The following is a 19330-nucleotide window of genomic DNA, read 5'->3' as shown; positions in this document are numbered from 1 at the left end:
TGCAGATACAAATGAAACCTTCAGCAGTGAAGAATTAGGCATTCTTGGCAGATTCTGGGGAACAAGTTGTACAACTATATTTGAGTATAGTACAATTAATGCTGGGCAATGTGTAAGTGCAAAATCGTGTACCAAATATAGACTCTTCTTTAAGATGGGCACTACAGTTCAGTGGGAAAGTGTCGGCCCTTGCGGACCTGCCAACTAATCTGAACTGTGGGACTAGTTTATTAAAAGTAAACTAGTCCCACAGTTTCTCTGTTTCTTATTAGGAATAAGTATTGCCCCGGATTTTGTCAATGCAAAACAGAAAACAGACTGAAGTAATTAGCTTCCTGATTTATTTTTTAGCTTCTGTCTCGGCGCTTGCTCAAAAAACGTTGACAGGCCATGTCATAGACCAAAAAGGTAGCCCTGTACCTTACGCTAATGTTCATAATGTGAGCAGATCTCACGGAGTTATAGCAGATTCTTCTGGCGCATTCGTATATTATAATAAAGAAAACAGCGATACGTTAATTGTGAGTGCTTTAGGTTATACATCTGAGAGAATAGTTATAGGGAGCGATACTACTTCAAAGATAGTTTTAAAAGAAAAATCTATTGCTATTAATGAAGTCAAAGTGAGTAATAGAAGAGTGTATAAAGTAAATACGTTTGGTATAAATAAGAATAAGCCAGACGGTAAACATTCGAATTGTACACAAAATAATCTTGAGTTATCTTTTTTAGTCAAAAGTGAACCTGTTTCCGATAATTCTTATATTGATAAAGTCGTTTTTTTTATAGAAAATGACAGGTTTTATAATACACCTTTTAGAGTGAAGGTCTATAGTAATAAATCAAATTTACCCAATGAACTAGTTATACATGACAATATAGTAGTGCATGCTTTAAATCCGGGATGGGCGGTAGTAGACCTAAGACCTTATGCTATAAAAACGCCATCAGACGGGTTTCATATAGCTATGGAGTGGTTATACGCTGATTCCGATGATTTAAAAGATGTACAGGGAAATAAAATATGTTTTGGGCAAAGTATAGGGATGGCAAAAGGTCTTAAAGAAATCCTTTCCTGTACTCGAGTCAATGGTGGTTCCTGGTCCCCATGCTCATTTTACCAACTTCCCAATGGAGATATTTATAACCCGATGATCAGGGTTGTCGTTAATTCTTATGAATAAGGAGTTTACGGTATGGTAAGTGGACTATTCAACAAGCCGTTACTCGTTGGCAGCCAACCGTATTGAGCCATTCCTATTTACTTCACCCGCGGAATAAGCCCGTTTTTGTCGTGCTGAAGCAGCATCTCGAACAGCAGTACGGTAGCGGCTGCATCGCCCTGGGCGCGGTGGCGGCCGTTGAGCGGAATCTCCAGCGCCTGACAGAGTTTGCCGAGGCTGTAGGAAGCATGACCGGGAATGAGCTTGCGGCTGGTTCGAACGGTGCAGAGCGTGCGCCGGAAATAATCGTACCCCAGCCAGTTCAGTTCTTTCTTGATGAAATTGAAATCGAAGGAGACATTGTGAGCTACAAATACGGCGTCCTGCGTGATGCGGAGCACGTCGGCAGCCACGTCGGCAAAGACCGGGGCGTCGGCAACCATTTCGTCCGAAATACCGGTCAGGTGACGAATAAACGGCGGAATCGGGCAGCCGGGGTTCAGCAGCGAGTGAAATGAATCAACTACCTGCTGGCCATCGTGGCGAAAGATCGCGATTTCAGTAAGTCGGGACGGTCCGTTTATACCCCCGGTGGTTTCAACGTCGACAATGCAATACACGGGTTAAAGATAAGCTTTTTTCGCGAGATAGGCGCTCCTCCAGTCACCCGTGTCCGTGTCCCCACGGACACCTACCCGGATGGTTTTGCTGACGCATAAGTGTCCGTGAGGACACGGACACAGGTGAACGTACTGGAGAGGGCGGCTTATTGCGTCCGTGTCTTTACCGCGAGGCCTGTAGAGGGCGGGTTTTGAGAGCGGGCTTGTCGAGGCCGGGGCGGACAACGACGCCATCGCGGATCAGCCGGAGGGTGTAGTCGAGGATATAATCCCGGTTGGTCATCAGGTCGTCGTAGGAGCGGGTCACTACGAAATCGGGCTCTACGGTAAAGCCATTGGCCCGGCCGGGGTCTACGGCATGGTACAGCTTTTTGAGCGGAATACGAACCTGTATGCGTGAATTGGGTAGCGTAACGGTTTTGAAATGACCCGCAAAATCACCCCAGTAGGCGCTGCCGCTGGCTTCCCCAACGAACGTACCCAGACCGGCATCCAGCGTTTTGGCCAGCACCGAGGTCGTGGCCGAGAACGACGCGCCGTTCATCAGGAAATACAGGTTGCCGCGGAAAGCCAGCCGCTGGCGGGGTCGGAACCGCTTATGACCCGACCGGCTGGCAAAACCACCCCGCTTGTCCTGGCGGTAGTGCAGGCTGAAGTTCAGGGCCGACAGCGGATTCCAGCGGGTAACGAGTTCGGCGCGGGCCGCCCGCTTCATTTCTTCGTGCTGCATGATGGTAAACGGCTTCGGCATCCAGTAGCGCAGCAGCCGAGCCGAGTTCAGCACGATGCCTCCGCCGTTGCCCTGCATGTCGACGATCAGATTCTGCACATTATCTTTTCGCAGCTGCCGGAAGGCTTTTTTCAGCTCGCGGTTAAAGGCCAGTTGCAGCGGGTCCGTTTTCTTCAGGCCCATGAACGTCGATACGCGCAGTACGGCCGTCTGGGTCAGGGTATCAACGATCCGGACCGACAGGTTGGGCCGGTTGCTGATCTCGTGGCGGTAGCGTTTGTGGAGTACGGCCCGGAATCCATTCAGCGTGGGGCAGCGCAGGCTGGTATGCCGGATCAGGGTATCGTCGGGAAAGCGGTAGGTGATCCGAATGGAATCGGCCGAACCGTACCAGGCCGCGTAATAATCGGCAAACTGCACCAGACTCCACTGCCGGCGACCGGTCAGGTTATCGCCGTCGGAGCCGGAATGGTCGGCGTTCATCAGCTCCCGGTGCAGATCAGCCACGGGGCGGCCGTTGATGGTGAGCAGTTCCGTACCGCGCCGAAGCGTGGTATCGGGCGATACGTTATGGCTGATGAAATACTGATCGCCAACGGGCCGGATGTAGAACGGAATGAACCGGGTGGTGCGGCCAATGTAAGATTTGCGGTGGTTGAGGTTGGTATGCCCGTCTTTGATGGCCGTGACGAGCGGACTGACGTGCCGGTAGAACGCCAGATAGTCCATGGGGTCGGTCAGGCGGTTGTAGAGCGAATCGTACAACTGCTCCATGCGGGCTTCGGACGTGTAATACCCCATGCCGGGATGCAGCATGTCGAGCTTCCGTTTCAGAAACGTCAGGTCAGCGTGGGTTTGCGCGGGGGTAAGTAGCTGGGCAGGGGCCGTCAGGCGGCCAAACACAACAAGTACGCTTACAATCAGAATAACTCGGCCAATCTTCATCACTCGCAGTCACGGTATAAACTGACCCTCACAAGCCAGGCGTTATTTGTAAGGTGAAGATAAAATCAACCGTAACTAATTGCAAGTATTTTTGTTTAAAACCCTATTAAAATTTCGTATCCGATGGATTAGGCAGAAATAAACGCAGCAGTCCGTACAGCAGGAGCCCGATCGGCCCGAGCAAAAAACAGAAAAACAGGCAGGGAATCAGCCACCCGTGCGCAATGCCCCGCTCCTGCCCGTCGCGCAGCACGTAGCTCCCCGCCACCAGATCGAAAGCCAGGTAGTGTATCCAGCCGGCCAGTACAGCCTCTTTAGCGCCCGTAAACAACGACTGCACCCCGGCCAGCGTCGAAAACGCCTGCAGATCGAAGCCCGGTCCCTCACCAGCCGCGGGTGAGCTGTTGAACAGCCAGTAGATATACATGACCCCGAGCGTCATCGGAATGGGCAGCATGCGCGCCAGCATCTGGGTAACGCGCCAGCGGGGCGCAACGATCATCAGCATCCACTGGGGCAGTACCAGCAAATTCGCATATTGAAAAGCGGCATCGGGGGTCATAAACGGGCTTGGTTTTGGTTGAGTGAAGCTAAACAAATTAGCCGTACAGATGCTTGTATCAAGCCTGGCAGTATGAATAATAAACCAGCCATCAACGTCCTCTGGCTCAAGCGCGACCTGCGCCTGCGCGACCACGCTCCGCTGGCGGCCGCCCTCTCGGCCAACCGCCCGCTGCTGGTGCTGTACTGCTTTGAGCCAACGGTAATGGCCGACCCCAACTACGACGAGCGCCACTGGCGGTTTGTCGCTGAATGCCTGACCGACCTGAATCAGCAGCTACGGACCTGGCAGCCCGCCCCAGCGGCTCCACTCGTTCACGAATGGCTGCCCTTCACGTTCGAGGATGAACCGGCCGAACCCCGGGAAGCCGGCCAGCCCCAGCTCTGGATTTTCGTGCGTGACGCTCCCGATGTACTGCGGGCGTTGCTGACCCAGTGTCGGATCGAGACGCTTTTTTCGCACGAGGAAACCGGCCTGCGAGTCACCTACGAGCGCGACAAAGCCGTTACGGCGCTGTGTGGGCAGCACGGCATCCGCTGGCAGGAGTTTCCCAGCAATGGCGTTATCCGTCCCCTGCGCAACCGCGAAAGCTGGGCCGACGACTGGCAGCGAACCATGCGCGCGCCCCAGCAACAGCCCGACCTCAGCCGCTGGCAACCGGCCCGGATTCCGGCCGACTGGTACGAAGCCGAGCGGGGCCCGGCTCTGCCCGATGCCTGGCGTCGGCCCAATCCGCTGTTCCAGCCCGGTGGTGAACATAACGCGCACCGCTACCTGAACAGCTTCCTCAACGACCGGATTACCCAATACGCCCGCTCCATCTCGAAACCCCTCGACAGCCGTCGGGGCTGCAGTCGACTGTCGCCGTATATAGCCTGGGGTTGTCTGAGTATCAGGCAGGTATTTCAGGCGCAGCTGGCAGCCGCCAAACAGCCACCGGCGCCCGGCCTGGGCCGACAGTACGGGGCGTTTGCGTCGCGGCTCCGGTGGCACTGTCATTTTATTCAGAAGTTCGAAAGCGAGGACCGAATCGAGTTCGAAAACGTGAACCGGGCGTTCGATGCCATCCAGAAGAACAGTAACCCGGCGCATTACGCAGCCTGGCGCGACGGCCAAACGGGCTACCCACTGGTTGATGCCTGCATGCGGTGCCTGGCCGCTACGGGCTATATCAATTTCCGGATGCGGGCCATGCTGACGTCGTTTCTGACTCATCATCTGCTGCAGCACTGGCAGGAAGGCGGCTGGCACCTGGCCCGGCTCTACACCGACTTCGAGCCAGGTATTCACTATGCCCAGATTCAGATGCAGGCGGGTATGACCGGCACCAATACGGTTCGGATTTACAACCCCGTCAAACAGTCGCAGGATCACGACCCGGAGGGGGTGTTCATTAAACAATGGGTACCCGAGCTGGCCAACTGCCCGGTGGCCTACATCCACGAACCCTGGACCATGCCGTTGCTGGAGCAGACGATGTACCATTTCCAGGTCGGCGTCGATTACCCCGCTCCGATCGTCAACATCGCCGAAACCGCCCGCCATGCCCGCACCGAGTTGCACCAGCCTCGCCAGACCGACATGGGTAAAGCCGAGCAGGCCCGCATCCTGAAAACCCACACCATGCCGAAACCACCGGCCGCGCCGAAGCCCCGAAAGCCCCGCTCCTCCGCTGGTAAACCAACCGGTAAACCATCGGCCCAGCCGAATGCGCCCGGCCTTCTCAGCGAAGCAGCGCCTGCACCGTCGGCCGATACCGGGGCGTCTGGATACAGTTGATCAGAAAGGTATTCAGATTCTTCTGCAGCAGCACGTTTTCGCTGGTTGTCAGGTTATTGAAGAACACGACCAGCTCCGACCGGTTACCGGCTTTATCGGTAGCATAGAGCGCATTGGTCAGCACAAAAGCCGTGGAGCCTCCCTTCATGCCAATATGTTCGTAGACCTGCCGGTTACCGGGGTTAACTGCAAACGGCCATTCCATAATCTGATCGAGCAGGGTCTGCACCGCGGGCTCAAAATAGACCCGGCGATTGAGCTTCTGCATAATGGAGGTGTACTCGCGGGCGGTCGAGGCCGTGAGCCGGTCAGACCAGACCTTCTGCAACTCCAGATCGGGAAAGATAAACTGCTTCCGGAGCGAGCTGTCGGCATCGACTTTGAGTTGCGCGTGCAGGGCCATACTTTGCGCTTCGTAGTCGCGGCTGTTCATGGCGCGCAGCCGCGCCAGCGTAGCGGCCTTATCGGTGGTGGAGTACAGCAGCAGCGGGGCTACCACCGGCAGAACCGGCTCATGTTTAGGCAGCTTCAGGCTGCGCCGGTTGGCGTTGACGGCCCTGAAGCCGAGCCGGTCGGTGAGGTACTCGGTATTGGCGTTACTGCTGTACCGAATCATGCCTTTGGCCACGTCGAGCAGCGTGACCCGGCCGTTCTGTATGGCCTGTCGGGCGGTCAGTTCTGCTTTCCAGGCGGGTTGAGCGCCCCCGTCGGTGTTGGGCAGGTAGTACCGGTCGATGTCGCTCAGCAGAACCAACTCATCGGCGCGTATTTTTCCGGCGGCTGCCTGCCGGGAAAACTCGATGGCCACCATGATTTTGACGGTGCTGGCTAGCGGAAAGAGCTGATCGGCCCGCAGGCTTACCAGTGTGGTATCGTTGCGCACCAGCATCACCGCCGACCGCTCCGGATTGGCCCGGATAAACGCCACCACCGGGTCGTCGGGTTTGGGCTGGGCGGTCGGGTAGCTGCCGAACAGCCAGACGAGCGATACAAGTAAACTGATCATGGTAAACGCGGGAGACGGGGTTTGTACCGGGTAAAGATACCAGCCCCACCTGTCAACTCTTCTCCCATCGGATAACCGGTGTCAGGTCAGGATCTACGGAAAAAGCCAGGCTACAGGCGCTTACTCCCCCCATACGAACGGGCGGGCTGTAACACTCGTACCCGGTAAAACCAACCTGACGAAGGGCAGGCAGGCTAACCGGCTTGCCCTTTTTTTGTTACTTTGACGTATGAATTACATAGAACTGCAACTGACGGTTTCGCCCGACTATACCGACATCCTGACCGCCGAGCTGGCCGAGCTGGGATACGAATCATTCGTAGAAACCGACGAGGGGCTGAACGCCTACATTACCGAAGATGACTTTGCCGAAACACCGGTTGGGGAAATAGTCACAAAATACGCCGACCAAACGGCAATAGCTTATACGTTCAGTTCGTTAGAAAAACGAAACTGGAACGCCGAGTGGGAGCGCGATTACGAGCCGATAGAAGTTGCTGACCAGGTTCGGGTCCGGGCGTCCTTTCATTCATTGGACGCCCGGTTTCGTTACGACATCGTGATCAACCCCAAAATGTCGTTCGGAACGGGCCATCACGAAACCACGGCCATGATGCTCCAGCAGCAGCTCAGCCTTGATTTTGTCGAAAAAACTGTCCTCGATGTCGGCAGCGGCACGGGCATTCTGGCTATTCTGGCGGCCAAAATGGGCGCCCGGTCGGCCCTGGCGTTCGACATTGAAGAATGGGCCGTAGAAAACGCCCGCGAAAATGCCCAGCTGAACGACTGTCGGCAGGTTTCCGTGTTTCAGGGAACCATTGCCGACGTTGACCCCACCCATCGCTTCGAGATCATTTTAGCCAACATCAACCGCAATGTGCTGCTGGCTGAAATACCGACCTACGTACAGTTGCTAACCCCCGGCGGACACCTGCTGGTCAGCGGTTTCTACGAACACGACGCCCCTGATATCGAGCAGAAAGCCCATGAAACGAATTTAATCACAAAAGATCGGCTCGTTAAAAATCAATGGACCTGTCTGTCGTTTTTATAAACAGTAAAGCAACGGTAAGGTCGTGCTGAATGAGGACACGGACCATGTGGTGTAGAGAAGCAATCGCTCCTTCACCGTGGTTCGTGTCCTCACGGACCACCTGACCGGATGGTGTGGCTGACGCCTGTCCGGATGGTCCCGTGGCCTGCCGTAAAGAACAGAATTATAAAGATATCGATACACAGTACGCTGACCGGCACCGGTCTTATAGATGATGAAACGCTGCGTTTACCTTATCCTGCTTCTGACCGCACCCCTGGCTACGTTTGCCCAGGCCGTGCGTATTTCCGATAAGCCCGATCAGTTCATGGCCGACGTACAGAAGCTGATGGCTACGGGCGGACCGGCAGCCGTACGCGCGGGCACGAACCTGCAGACGCTCTGGTCCGAAAACCGGCTGTCGGCGGGGCAGCAGGACCGGGTGATGGCCCTCAGCCGCCGGATGAACCAGAAACGACTACAGGCGGCCACCCACTTCGGACCGTTCTACGACGCGCTCTATCACGCCGTTTATACCCAGCAGCCCGCCCTGTCGGCCAGCGGAATCGACGGCCTGCTGACGGTGGTCGAAAAACTGTTCGAGACAACCGATCCCCGCACCCTGGCCCGTACGCTCGAAACCACCCGCCGGTTTCTGGAACGGCGCGAACTCTATAGCGGCAACGTCAATAAACTGGCTACCCAGGGCGGCACCTTTCAGTTTCGCTACGTAGATAACGCTCCGGTCAGCACCACCTCGGGCGCTCCAGCCACACCGGCCGACTCGCTGGCCCTGGCCCAGGCAGCCGCCGAGCGGTCAAGGTTCGACGGTTGGGACGACCCTGTCTCGCCCGATTCTACCCAGCCGCGTCAGCTGGGGCCGCGGTATATTCCGCAGCGCCGGCCTATTCCGACCGTTTCGGGGGCGGTTATTACCCTCACGGGTGCGTCGCTGGCGATGGTGGCCAACGGCGACTCGGCGGTGCTGGCCAACACCAGTGGCGACCTGCTGCTGAAAGAAGGCATTTTTGTGGGCAAGGGGGGCAAATTCAGCTGGGAAACGGCCGGGCGCCCCGACATCTTCGTCACCCTGGCCGACTATTCACTGGTAGCCATGAACCCGCGCCTGCAGGCCGACGATGTAACGCTGACCTACGAGCAGGCCAAGCCCATCAAAGGCACCTTCGAGTACGTCAGCAAGAAACGCAGCGGCCCGGCGGTGTACCCGCGTTTTCTGTCGTGGGAGAACAACGTGACCATTCCCGGCCTCGGCACCGACATCGACTACCGGGGCGGGCTGGCACTGGCCGGGGCACAGATGGTCGGCTCGTCGGCCAGCGGACAACCGGCGCTGCTGATCGTGAAACACAACGGCAAACCCGCCTTCAAAGCCAGCAGCCGCCGGTTCGACTTCCGCGACTCGACCATTACGGCCCAGGCCGCGGCTTTTGTAGGTTACATCGAGACCGATTCCATCACGCACCCGGCCGTCCAGTTTCGTTTCGACAAAACGCAGCGGGTGGCCTGGCTGAACCGGCCCGACCGTACCGAATACATGCGCGTTCCCTACGCCGACTCCTACCACAAATTTTATATCCAGCCCGAGGTGATGCGCTGGGATGTGCCGCGCCGGAAAGTCGACTTCTACCAGGTCGGGGCCAAACGCGAGGTGCCCGTCCGGTTCGAGTCGTTCGATTACTTTCAGCCCCAGCGCTATGCCGACCTGACCCTCGACTACGGCTTTCACCCGCTGCAGATCGTGGCGAACTACGTATCGACCAAAAAGCAGCAGAGCTTCTTCGACGACGATATCGTTCAGTTTGCCAAAGGGAACCCCAAGGCCAGTCCGACGGCCCTGCGGGGAGCGCTGAACCGCATGGTGCTGGAAGGCTACCTCGACCGCGACGCCAGCGGTATGCTCCGGCTGAGCCGGAAGGGCGTGCTATACGTTCTGGCCTACACCAACAAACGCGACTACGACAACTTCCAGATCCAGTCGACCTTTGCCTCGAACGACAGCACCAAAAACGCCACCATCAACCTCGACGACAAGATCATGACCATTCGGGGGGTTGACCGCTTCACCCTGTCCGACTCGCTGAAGATTTTCGGGGTCCCGTCCGACAAAACCATCCGCGTGGGCAAAGGCCGGGCCTTTACGCTCAACGGCCAGCTCAAAGCCGGTACCCTGCGCTACGCCGGCCGCGATATGCAGTTCGACTACGACAAGTTTGCGATGAACCTCAACAAGATCGACTCCATCACATTCTCGTCGCAGAAACTGGCGGCTCAGGGCAAAGACGGCGAAGTAGGGGGCGATATCAAGTACGAGAATCCGGGTACGGTATTCCTGGGCAGCGCCGATAACAAGTCGGGCAAGATCAACGGCAAGAAAACCACCCAGCGACTCGTGATGCCGCAGGGTATGACGGTCTATTTCGATCAGCCGGTGCGGGGCAATCTGGTCTATAACCGGAAGGTCTATTTCAAAATACCGGCCATCGACAACGACAGCATCGGCAAGGGCGATATTTCCTTCATGGGTACGTTCTACTCCGACGGCATCTTTCCGCCCTTCAAAGCCGAGTTGAAAACCATGCCCGACAATACGCTGGGCTTCGTTCAGAAACCACCCGCCACGGGCTACCCGGTCTACGGCAGTAAATCGACCGTAAAGCTCACCAGCGATATCGTCATGGACAAGAGCGGGCTCCGCGCCGAGGGCGTACTCAACCACCTGACAGCCAGCCTCAACACCCAGGGCATTCTGTTCATGACCGACTCGCTGCTGGCGTCGGGCGAGAAAGGCGAGGTTAAGGAAGGGCTGGTTGGGAAGGCTTACTTTCCGCAGGTGCAGCTCAACAACTTCAGCCTCAAATGGTGGCCCAAAGCCGACAGCATGGTCATCACGACCCAGAAGAACAACTTCAATTTCTACGGCGCCACCACCAACCTGGACGGTAGCCTGGTGATGCGGTCGGTGGGTCTGTTCGGCAACGGCACCCTGCGCCGGAAAGACTCCGAAGCCATCTCGAACAGCATCAAATTCAACAAAGAAGGGTTCATTGCCGACAACGCCAAATTCACGATCACCTCAGACAAGGAAGGCAACAAACCCATTCTGGTCGGCAACAGCGTCGATGTGGATTTCAACCAGACCAAGGGTATCGTTGGGCTGGCCATCAACAAACAGCAACAGAGCATCAGCGACACGCTCGGCTCGAGCATCGAGTTTCCGTTTGCGGCCTACAAGACCAGCATCAACAAGGCCCAGTGGAACATCAACGCCAAAACCATTGCCATGAAAGCTGGCCCCACGGCCGGCGACGTGAAAAGCTCGGTCTTTACCGCCACCGGCGACGAGCAGGAAGGGCTGACCTTCAACGGTGCCGCGGCCCTCTACGACGTAGAAAAGATGGTCCTCAACATCAGCGGGGTTCCGTACGTTACCTCGGCCGACGCCCGTATTTACCCCGACAAAGGGCTGGTCACCATCCGGCGCAACGGCGAAATGCTGGCCCTCAAAAACGCCCGGCTCGAGCTGGATACGGTTAGCCTGTTCCACAAACTGAAGAATGGCAATATACAGATCGTGTCGCGAACGCGCTTTGCGGGCGATGCCAGCTACCAGTTTGCTACCATGAAGGGCGATACGGCCATCATCAAGATGCAAAGCTTCGAGCTGAAAGAGGCCCCGGCCGTGGCCGGTGCTTCGCTGACGGCCGACACCAAAAAGCCGGCGCGGGGTAAACGAAACGCAGCCAGCACCAAAGCGGCTACTACCTATTTTACGGTAGCGCGCGCCGAAGTAGACGAAGACGACAACCTGCAGCTGGCCCCCAAAATGCTGTACAAGGGGCTCATAACGATGCAGGCCCCCGAAAAAGACCTGGCGCTGGATGGCTATATCAAACCGGCCCTCAAAAAGCGAAAAAACCTGGTGGGCGACTGGCTGCCCTTCAAGGAAAAAGTAGCCGAGCGACTGGAGATCAAAGTCGATAAAAACCTGAAGAACGAAGGCGGGCAGCCGCTCGTGGCCGGTATTCATTTCAGCGTGGGCGGCACCCTCTACCCCACCTTCCTTTCGCCCAAGGAAGACAACCGCGACCAGGATCTGTTTGCCGCCACCGGGGTGATGCGCTATGACGAAAAAGACAAGCTTTACCGGATTACCTCGGGAAGCCCTGACGAAGCCCAGGCCGTTGCCGACAGCACCAGCGACGAGGTAGAGAACGCCTTTACCTTCAACGATACCCGTGGCCTGATGACCTACAAAGGCAAGCTGAACCTGCTCACCACCAGCCCGGCGCCCTACCTGCTGGCGGCCGGGTCGGCGCGGGTCAACATCGACAGTGCGCTCTATCGGTTCAACACGCTGCTGGCATTCACTTTTCCCGTTCCCGAAACCGTGAGCAGCTCCATTGCCAGTAAGCTGATCACGACCAACCAGGACGAGAAAAACGACGAGGCCGCCGACGACGACCTGAACCGACTGTCGGACAAGCTGCTGCCGCTCATTGGCCAGCCCGCCGTCGATGCCTACCGGACCAAAGCCCAGAACCAGCACGTGCCGCTCAACCAGGCCTCGCCCAAACTGAACGCCATGCTCGTGCTGGCTAACGCCAACCTGCGCTGGTCCGACAAGTTCAATGCATTCTACAGCATCGGCCGACTGGGCGTGTCGAACATGATGAGCGCCGACATTAACGCTCAGATGGACGGGTTTGTCGAAATCCGCAAGGGAGCCGCCGGCGACGAAGCCAGTATCTACCTCGAAGCCTCGCCCGACGTCTGGGTCTTCTACGACTTCAAACCCGGCAACAGCCCATCGGCACCGGGTCAGCTGGCCATCGTAACGTCGGAGCAGGAGATCAACGACCGGCTGCTGGCGGGTTCAAAAAACAGCAGCAAGGCCGCCCTGGAGCTGGTTCCGGCTACTGTCGATGAGAAAGAGCTGTTCGTTGACCGCTACCTCGACCAGTACAAGACCCGGCCCAAAGCAGCCCCCCGCCCGAAAACCCAGCCGAAAGCGGCCACCCCGACCGTTGCCGCCACGCCCGCCGTTGACCCGAACGACGAAACGGTAGAGCCCGCAGCCGAACCGGAAGCTGCACCGGCCGCTACCAAGCCCGGCACAAAAGCGAAGGCGACATCGAAAAAAGGAAAAGCCGGGGCCTTACCCCCCGCAGCCAAGCCTGCTCCCAAAGTGGCGAAAGAGACGCCGAAGCCTGCCGAGAAGAAGAAAGACAAGGAAGACGAACGCGAAGGTTTCTAACAGCAACAGCCCATCTGCACCGTGCGGATGGGCTGTCTGGTTAAGGGAGAGGAAGGTAAGGGATAAACTAAGATCGGTTACCCGGCCGGGCCGGTTGGGTTACTCTCGTTAGTTCATGGCGATCCGGCGAGTGGTTTCGGCGGGCTGGGCCGTGGCAATCGTCAAAGCGTGGGTCGTCGTCTCTACCCCGTTGCTGATCAGCAAGCTGTACGAGCCGTCGGGCAAACTGCTCACGTCCAGCCGCAAACGAACCTGCTGCTGGCGCTTGCCTACCTGCTCCTGGTAGACCTCCTGACCCTGGCTGTTGACCAGCCGGATACTGACTTTGCCTCCCGGCTGCTTGTCCAGACCGATCTGCACTTTGCCTTCGGCCGTGGTGTAGACCCCGCTCTGGTAGCTGGCCACGTTGGCGGGGCGGGCAGGGCGGGTGATGGGGTTGGCGCTGGCAGGAGCGACATTGGCAACGGTGAGAGACAGGGCAACGACGAAGGCGGTGATGAGCGTTTTCATGACTGGTAGTGTTTATGCGGGTTGGTGATTTATGTCCGTTTTGATGAATCAAAGGTCGGCACCCACCCGCCCCCGCCCTGTCACAAATGGGTCAATCCCTGCCACTTTTGAGAAAACCACCCCAATAGCCCTACTTCGAGTCGATTCGCTCACCCTCCTCTTATCTGGAGGAGACACATCCCTGCCCGATAGTTAGCCTAATCTGATTCAGAAAACAGTTGTAAAAAGCAAGAGGCTTACCGCAATGAAGATATGTCTTGGTACGAAAAACCGTTTCACCCCCCAGCCCCCTATAGGGGGAGCTGTCCGCGCTGAGTCAGGAGCCTGGCTTATAGTATAGCCAGGCGATGCTACTGGCTGATTTAGCAGATACATCAGCGCTATTCCCGCTCGACGAACGGGAGGAATATCGCCCGGCCGGTCAATGCCGGCAGGTCGGTATTAACCGTATGTGAGGTGTATAGGTGTGTTGGTTGTTATGGAGTGGTGATTACGGTCAAGAGGTTGTCCGAATGATAGGGGCTGGCGTAGCAGGTATGTTTGTGCCCACCTCCACAAATAATTTCACTAAGGGCTGATTGATGTAGTAATTGCAACGCCCGATTTTCTGTTTATGTACAAAGCCCTGCTCTGTCAGCAAGTCCAGGTAGCGGGTAGCCGTCAGACGCGTTACCCGCAGATCGTCAACCAGAAAATCGATCTTGGTGTAGGGATGGCGAAACAGATTATTGAGCAAGTCCTGACTGTATAGCTTGGGTAACTGGAGCCGCAGCGTGTGCTTGTACTGCTGCATCAGGTCCCGGATGGCCTGCACCAGCACAATGGTCTGACGAGCCGTTTGTTCTACACCATCCAGCATATACAAAAGCCACCCTTCCCAATCCTGTTGGTCGCGCACGGCTTGTAAGCGTTCGTAATAGCCGCTCTTGTGCTGAATAATGTAGCGGCTCATGTAAAGAATCGGCAGATGAAGCAGGTCTTTCTGCACCAGATACAGCATATTGATGATCCGGCCGGTACGTCCATTGCCGTCGTAGAACGGGTGGATGCTTTCGAACTGGTAGTGTACAATGGCCATTTTCACCAATGGGTCAACATCAAGTAAGGTGTCGTCATTGATGAACTGCTCCAGGTTGACCATCAGGCTTACTACCCGATCGGCCTCCTGCGGGGGTATATACACGACCTCACCGGTTTGGCCGTTGCGGAGTGTTGTGCCGGGCACTCGCCGAAACCCGGCGCTATTCTGCTCTAGTTCCTGCTGAATAGCCAGAATATGCCGCAATGTGAGGAGCTTTTGCTGACGCACTAACTCAAACCCCTTTTTTAGCGCATTGGCGTATCGTTGTACTTCTTTCGTTGCCGGGCTGATAAACGTATCTGTCAAAAGTTCAGCTCTAAACAGGTCATCATGCGTGGTTATTATATTTTCAACGGCCGATGAGTCCTTGGCTTCCTGTAGCGCCAGGGTGTTGATGAGGATCGACTCATTCGGAATAGTGGCCGCCACGCCTTTCAACTCGGCCAGATACCGGTGGGCTGCTGCTGCTTTGCGTAAAACAGCGCGGCTTTCTAAATCAACGGGGGGCGGTAAGGGCGTTAAAATAAATGACATAGAAGCGGTGTCAACAAAGAGTACTCGATACAAGTGTATAAGAAACAGGCCTTTTCTATGTGTGTTGAACGCAATATATATAGAGAACAGGCCTTTTCTATATATATGTTACCTGCCAATACCGCCTAGGCCTGACTTGATCCGGCGCGAGCCCATCAGGAAAAGTAGCCTTTAGCTGCGGGTAAACCGGGATTAGCCATACGGTCTACACAGCAACAGCCCATCTGCACGGTGCAGATGGGCTGTCTGGTTAAGGGAGAGGAAGGTAAGGGATAAACTAAGATCGGTTACCCGCCGGGCCGGCTGGGTTCATCTGGTTAGTTCATGGCGATCCGGCGAGTGGTTTCGGCGGGCTGGGCCGTGGCAATCGTCAAAGCGTGGCTCGTCGTCTCTACCCCGTTGCTGATTAGCAAGGTGTATGAGCCGTCGGGCAGACCGCTCACGTCCAGCCGACGACGTACCTGCTGCTGGCGCTTGCCTACCTGCTCCTGGTAGACCTCCTGACCCTGGCTGTTGACCAGCCGGATACTGACCTTGCCCCCCGGCTGCTTGTCCAGACCGATCTGCACTTTGCCTTCGGCCGTGGTGTAGACCCCGCTCTGGTAGCTGGCCACGCTGGCAGGACGGGTAGGGCGGGTGATGGGGTTGGCGCTGGCAGGTACGACGCTGGCGATGGCAAGAGAAACAGAAAGGGTGAAGGCGGTGATGAGCGTTTTCATGACTGGTGGTGTTTATGAGGGTTGGTGATTTGTGTCCGTTTTGATGAATCAAAGGTCGCTATCACCCCGCCCCGGCTCTGTCACAAATGGGTCAATCCCTGCCACTTTTGAGAAATGACCGAAAATCACAGCCGAATTGCCGGTTCAATACCCGTCTCAGCCTTACTCCGGCGGCTCACTTAACCCCACCAATACCAACTTACTATCAGCTACTTACCCACCCTTCGCTGATTGAATTGGTAGCCAATCATAGCGCGCACGCCTTCATACCCCGTGTTAAACCGAAACGACTGGTTCTGATCAGCTATAGCCCGATTGAGAGAGGTCATAGTTTGCTCCCATGTCGTTGTCAGACTCCAGCGATCGAGCCGTATAGCCATCCCGGCCGCATAGGCCAGCGAAAACCGGTTCAAACTTTCGAAAACAGCCCTGCGGTACGGATCAGCAACGTTTTGATTCCGCGAACCATACCAATTCAACGAAGGCGTAAGCCCACCAAAAACGTCCAGGTGCAGAGCCGACCTGTCGCCTACCCGAAACCCGGCGTAGACCGGCAGCTCTAGCTGACGAAGCGCCAGCCCGACCCCCGGCACCGCTTCGTCGGGAGCAGGCAAATCAGGACGTGTATCCGTAAACTGAACGCCTATAGGCTGGTTTGAGAACCGTAAACCGGCCTGCCCGAAGAAAGCGCCAGCCGTTGAAATCCGGGCATTTGTTCCGATCGAAAAACCCGTAGGATCTACCGGTTTCAAGACGGTCAGCTTATACCGTTGTAGCTGACTGCTACCGTACTGTCTGTAGCCAAACCCGCCAACCTCGGCCGCTATGGCAATACGCTGTGCCCGGGCGAATACGGGTAGCAGGAGCAACAAAATCAACCCCAATCGAGTCATAACAGTTGGGTAATCAGGCTGGGTCCCGGATTCTGCACACTTGCGCCCGTAAGCTGTACCGTTGTCGTATCGATATAATCGCCCTTGTCCAGAAAATACCGGATGTTCGTAAGTACGTACCGATGCGGGGTAGACGCGCCGGGAACAACCGGTTCGGGGCTGGTGCAGCTACTCAGCAGAGCGGCAACGACCAATACCAAAAGCGGGTAGCAGCGCTGATGCATTTGAGTCGACCCAATAACCATGTATGTCTATTGAATTGATGAAGTTAATTAAGCGCACTAATCATACTTTATACTGGCTTTATCGGATTTTCAGGAAGTAGAAAATGCCTTTCGTTTGGCCGCACCCATCAAAAAAAGCGGTGCCAGCTTTCATTGACACCGCCTGGGTAAGTTGATGAGTACGTAATCAAACCGCCCGCTTAGTTCATGGCGATCCGGCGGGTGCTTTCCGAAGGCTGGGCCGTGGCAATCGTCAAAGCGTGGCTCGTCGTCTCTACCCCGTTGCTGATCTCGACCGTGTACGAGCCGTCGGGCAGGCTGCTCACGTCCAGCCGCAAACGAACCTGCTGCTGGCGCTTGCCCACCTGCTCCTGGTACAATTCTTTGCCCTGGCTGTTGACCAGCCGGATGCTGACTTTGCCTCCCAGCTGCTTGTCCAGACCGATCTGCACTTTGCCTTCGGCCGTGGTGTAGACCCCGCTCTGGTAGCTGGCCACGCTGGCGGGGCGGGTAGGGCGGGTGATGGGGTTGGCGCTGGCAGGAGCCACGCTGGCAACGGTGAGAGACAGGGCAACAACGAAGGCGGTGATAAGCGTTTTCATGACTAGTGGTGTTTATGAGGGTTGGTGATTTGTGTCCGTTTTGATGAATCAAAGGTCGCCACCACCCCGCCCCCGCTCTGTCACAAATGGGTCAATCCCTGCCACTTTTGGGAAATGCAGACCATACAGGCCCGTTTCGGGTTGATTCGCCGGTTTTTTTACCGCCATTTTACGTCTATGTGACTACGGTTCAGTCAATGGCTGCTGCCAAAAAAAGGCCTGCACTTTTGACAAGCACAGGCCTTTTTCCGTTTCAGATACATTATTTCAGCTTAGTTTGCCAGGAGTCGGGTGCGGCAGGGGCTTGATGAAGATGGTCAGCCAGGTCCGGCGCGCCATACGGAAGAAATAAGGAGTCAGTATAATCAGCGTAGGCACCAGCCCGACGAGGTAGTAGTTCAGATCGACCTTCAACCCGATGACGACAATAAAAAAGGTCAGCAGGGTCCAGATCGTGAAGAACGCGTAACTCACAAACATGGAAGCCCAGTAGAACCCCGGCTCCGGCATGAAATTCGTTCCGCAGTGCGGACAGTGATCGTGCATCTGGTCAAAATGCCGGCTGAAGGCGCTCTTGGTCACGAAGAAATCGCCCTCATGGCACCGCGGACATTTGTTGAACAAAATACTGGTTAATCGGCTATCGGAAGACATGGCTATTGGCGTAATTAGCGAGGCTGCCAGAGCGGTTACGTGCTCTTAATCAACCCCTATTTTATAAGACAAAGGTACACCCGCCCCTGGCCCCATGCCATGACAAATTAGCCCGGCTATGGTACAAATCAACGATACTGACGTACCGCCTGCCTGAACTCGGCGGGGGTCAGTCCGGCCTGCTTCCGGAAGAACCGGACGAAATACGACCCATCGTCGAAGCCGAGCTGGTAACCGATTTCCTTGACCGACCGGGTCGTATGCGTCAGCAGACGCTGGGCTTCGATCAGCAGGCGGTCGTGAAGCAGCTGGCTGGCCGTTTTGTTCAGTACCTTTTTACAGATATGGTTGAGGTAATTGGGACTAACTCCCATCTGATCGGCATAGGCGCTGACTGCGCGGGTGCGGACAAACTGCGCTTCCAGCAGCTCTTCGTACTGCCGGATTCGGTCGTAGAGGTGTCCTTCCGTTCCGCTCAGCTGCTGGCCGTAGAGCCGGTTGGCCGACTCCAGCAGGATATGAACAAACGACAGAAACACCTCGGCCTGATGGGTCCGGCGCTGTTCGTATTCCTCATAGGCGTAGGCAAACAAATCACCGAACAGAGCCGCCTGCTGACCAACCTCCAGCAGGGGGAGGTGCTGATGCGAGTGATAAAACGGGTACTGATAGAGCCGGTTTCCGAAGCGGGCCCGGAAAAAGCCCGGCTCAAAAAACAGGTTGAAACCCCGAATATCGGCCGACAGCTGCCAGCTATGCACCTGCCCCGGCGTCAGGAAGTACAGCTGGTGTCCGGTAACGGGGTAGGTTTTGAAGTCGATCGTATGGGTGCCGCTGCCCTGGCTGATCCACATCAGCAGGTAGAACGTATGCGAGTGGGGCTTGTCGATGCCTTTGAACTCCTGAACCAGTTTTTCGAGCCGGGTCATGTAGAAGAGCGTGTCGGGCTCATGACGCGGAAACGACTGGAGTTGATAAACAGGTACCGATGCAGACATGA

16 protein-coding genes are annotated in these 19330 nt (G+C 56.2%); 4 read left to right on the top strand and 12 right to left on the bottom strand.

Annotated features, from left to right (window positions below; translation table 11 throughout):
- Positions 1–299 precede the first annotated feature (299 nt).
- Positions 300–1184 (top strand): carboxypeptidase-like regulatory domain-containing protein, encoded by an 885-nt coding sequence (locus EQG79_RS18480; RefSeq protein ID WP_077923022.1) that lies wholly within the window; start codon positions 300–302, stop codon positions 1182–1184.
- A 77-nt stretch (positions 1185–1261) separates the two neighbouring features.
- On the opposite strand, the gene EQG79_RS18475 is transcribed toward EQG79_RS18480, so the two are convergent.
- The 3 genes from EQG79_RS18475 to EQG79_RS18465 form a co-directional block, all read right to left on the bottom strand.
- Positions 1262–1783, bottom strand: coding sequence for a 3'-5' exonuclease (locus EQG79_RS18475; protein WP_077923021.1), 522 nt, complete (start codon positions 1781–1783; stop codon positions 1262–1264).
- A gap of 163 nt (positions 1784–1946) precedes the next feature.
- Positions 1947–3458, bottom strand: a complete 1512-nt coding sequence (locus EQG79_RS18470) for a S41 family peptidase (RefSeq protein ID WP_129603127.1) — start codon at positions 3456–3458, stop codon at positions 1947–1949.
- A gap of 106 nt (positions 3459–3564) precedes the next feature.
- Positions 3565–4020 carry an ABA4-like family protein gene (locus EQG79_RS18465; protein WP_077923019.1) on the bottom strand — a complete coding sequence of 152 codons (456 nt, stop codon included), beginning with the start codon at positions 4018–4020 and terminating at the stop codon, positions 3565–3567.
- 72 nt (positions 4021–4092) lie between these two features.
- Between EQG79_RS18465 and EQG79_RS18460 the strand changes: the two genes are divergently transcribed.
- Entirely contained in the window at positions 4093–5799 is a 1707-nt protein-coding gene (locus EQG79_RS18460; RefSeq protein ID WP_129603125.1) for an FAD-binding domain-containing protein, read from the top strand.
- Here EQG79_RS18460 and EQG79_RS18455 read toward each other — a convergent pair.
- Positions 5744–6805, bottom strand: coding sequence for a serine hydrolase (locus tag EQG79_RS18455; protein ID WP_129603123.1), 1062 nt, complete (start codon positions 6803–6805; stop codon positions 5744–5746). The genes EQG79_RS18460 and EQG79_RS18455 overlap by 56 nt on opposite strands.
- Before the next feature lie 229 nt (positions 6806–7034).
- On the opposite strand from EQG79_RS18455, the gene prmA reads away from it, so the two are divergent.
- Positions 7035–7859 carry a 50S ribosomal protein L11 methyltransferase gene (gene prmA, locus EQG79_RS18450; RefSeq protein ID WP_129603120.1) on the top strand — a complete coding sequence of 275 codons (825 nt, stop codon included), beginning with the start codon at positions 7035–7037 and terminating at the stop codon, positions 7857–7859.
- 214 nt (positions 7860–8073) lie between these two features.
- A complete protein-coding gene (locus tag EQG79_RS18445) occupies positions 8074–13113 on the top strand; it encodes a hypothetical protein (protein WP_165358930.1) in 5040 nt (1679 codons plus the stop codon).
- Between the two features lie 108 nt (positions 13114–13221).
- Here the strand turns inward: EQG79_RS18445 and EQG79_RS18440 are convergent, their stop codons facing one another.
- The 8 genes from EQG79_RS18440 to EQG79_RS18405 form a co-directional block, all read right to left on the bottom strand.
- The gene (locus EQG79_RS18440; protein ID WP_129603115.1) at positions 13222–13623 is read right to left on the bottom strand and encodes a T9SS type A sorting domain-containing protein; all 402 of its coding nucleotides are present in this window, start codon (positions 13621–13623) and stop codon (positions 13222–13224) included.
- Between the two features lie 496 nt (positions 13624–14119).
- On the bottom strand, positions 14120–15238 hold the full coding sequence (locus tag EQG79_RS18435) for a Fic family protein (RefSeq protein WP_129603113.1): 1119 nt from the start codon (positions 15236–15238) through the stop codon (positions 14120–14122).
- A 317-nt stretch (positions 15239–15555) separates the two neighbouring features.
- Entirely contained in the window at positions 15556–15957 is a 402-nt protein-coding gene (locus EQG79_RS18430; protein ID WP_129603111.1) for a T9SS type A sorting domain-containing protein, read from the bottom strand.
- 209 nt (positions 15958–16166) lie between these two features.
- Complete coding sequence (locus EQG79_RS18425; protein WP_129603109.1) at positions 16167–16850, bottom strand: outer membrane beta-barrel protein; 684 nt, start codon at positions 16848–16850, stop codon at positions 16167–16169.
- Positions 16847–17074 (bottom strand): hypothetical protein, encoded by a 228-nt coding sequence (locus EQG79_RS18420; RefSeq protein ID WP_077924518.1) that lies wholly within the window; start codon positions 17072–17074, stop codon positions 16847–16849. Before EQG79_RS18420 ends, EQG79_RS18425 begins: the two co-directional genes overlap by 4 nt.
- Before the next feature lie 200 nt (positions 17075–17274).
- Positions 17275–17676 carry a T9SS type A sorting domain-containing protein gene (locus EQG79_RS18415; RefSeq protein ID WP_129603107.1) on the bottom strand — a complete coding sequence of 134 codons (402 nt, stop codon included), beginning with the start codon at positions 17674–17676 and terminating at the stop codon, positions 17275–17277.
- Positions 17677–17943: 267 nt separating this feature from the next.
- Positions 17944–18330, bottom strand: coding sequence for a DUF983 domain-containing protein (locus tag EQG79_RS18410; protein WP_129603105.1), 387 nt, complete (start codon positions 18328–18330; stop codon positions 17944–17946).
- A 128-nt stretch (positions 18331–18458) separates the two neighbouring features.
- Positions 18459–19328 carry a helix-turn-helix domain-containing protein gene (locus tag EQG79_RS18405; RefSeq protein WP_129603103.1) on the bottom strand — a complete coding sequence of 290 codons (870 nt, stop codon included), beginning with the start codon at positions 19326–19328 and terminating at the stop codon, positions 18459–18461.
- Positions 19329–19330 lie beyond the last annotated feature (2 nt).

The organism is Spirosoma sordidisoli (genome assembly GCF_004138325.1).
Lineage (GTDB): Bacteria > Bacteroidota > Bacteroidia > Cytophagales > Spirosomataceae > Spirosoma > Spirosoma sordidisoli.
The sequence above is the reverse complement of the archived record's forward strand: the minus strand, read 5'-3'. Positions and strand labels throughout refer to the sequence as shown.

Bases quoted from the DNA above. Each gene is read 5' to 3' on its own strand.
- EQG79_RS18480 (WP_077923022.1), top strand. From the start codon at position 300: ATGCAAAACAGAAAACAGACTGAAGTAATTAGCTTCCTGATTTATTTT.
- EQG79_RS18470 (WP_129603127.1), bottom strand. From the start codon at position 3,458: ATGAAGATTGGCCGAGTTATTCTGATTGTAAGCGTACTTGTTGTGTTT.
- EQG79_RS18465 (WP_077923019.1), bottom strand. From the start codon at position 4,020: ATGACCCCCGATGCCGCTTTTCAATATGCGAATTTGCTGGTACTGCCC.
- EQG79_RS18460 (WP_129603125.1), top strand. From the start codon at position 4,093: ATGAATAATAAACCAGCCATCAACGTCCTCTGGCTCAAGCGCGACCTG.
- EQG79_RS18455 (WP_129603123.1), bottom strand. From the start codon at position 6,805: ATGATCAGTTTACTTGTATCGCTCGTCTGGCTGTTCGGCAGCTACCCG.
- prmA (WP_129603120.1), top strand. From the start codon at position 7,035: ATGAATTACATAGAACTGCAACTGACGGTTTCGCCCGACTATACCGAC.
- EQG79_RS18445 (WP_165358930.1), top strand. From the start codon at position 8,074: ATGAAACGCTGCGTTTACCTTATCCTGCTTCTGACCGCACCCCTGGCT.
- EQG79_RS18440 (WP_129603115.1), bottom strand. From the start codon at position 13,623: ATGAAAACGCTCATCACCGCCTTCGTCGTTGCCCTGTCTCTCACCGTT.
- EQG79_RS18435 (WP_129603113.1), bottom strand. From the start codon at position 15,238: ATGTCATTTATTTTAACGCCCTTACCGCCCCCCGTTGATTTAGAAAGC.
- EQG79_RS18430 (WP_129603111.1), bottom strand. From the start codon at position 15,957: ATGAAAACGCTCATCACCGCCTTCACCCTTTCTGTTTCTCTTGCCATC.
- EQG79_RS18425 (WP_129603109.1), bottom strand. From the start codon at position 16,850: ATGACTCGATTGGGGTTGATTTTGTTGCTCCTGCTACCCGTATTCGCC.
- EQG79_RS18420 (WP_077924518.1), bottom strand. From the start codon at position 17,074: ATGCATCAGCGCTGCTACCCGCTTTTGGTATTGGTCGTTGCCGCTCTG.
- EQG79_RS18415 (WP_129603107.1), bottom strand. From the start codon at position 17,676: ATGAAAACGCTTATCACCGCCTTCGTTGTTGCCCTGTCTCTCACCGTT.
- EQG79_RS18410 (WP_129603105.1), bottom strand. From the start codon at position 18,330: ATGTCTTCCGATAGCCGATTAACCAGTATTTTGTTCAACAAATGTCCG.
- EQG79_RS18405 (WP_129603103.1), bottom strand. From the start codon at position 19,328: ATGTCTGCATCGGTACCTGTTTATCAACTCCAGTCGTTTCCGCGTCAT.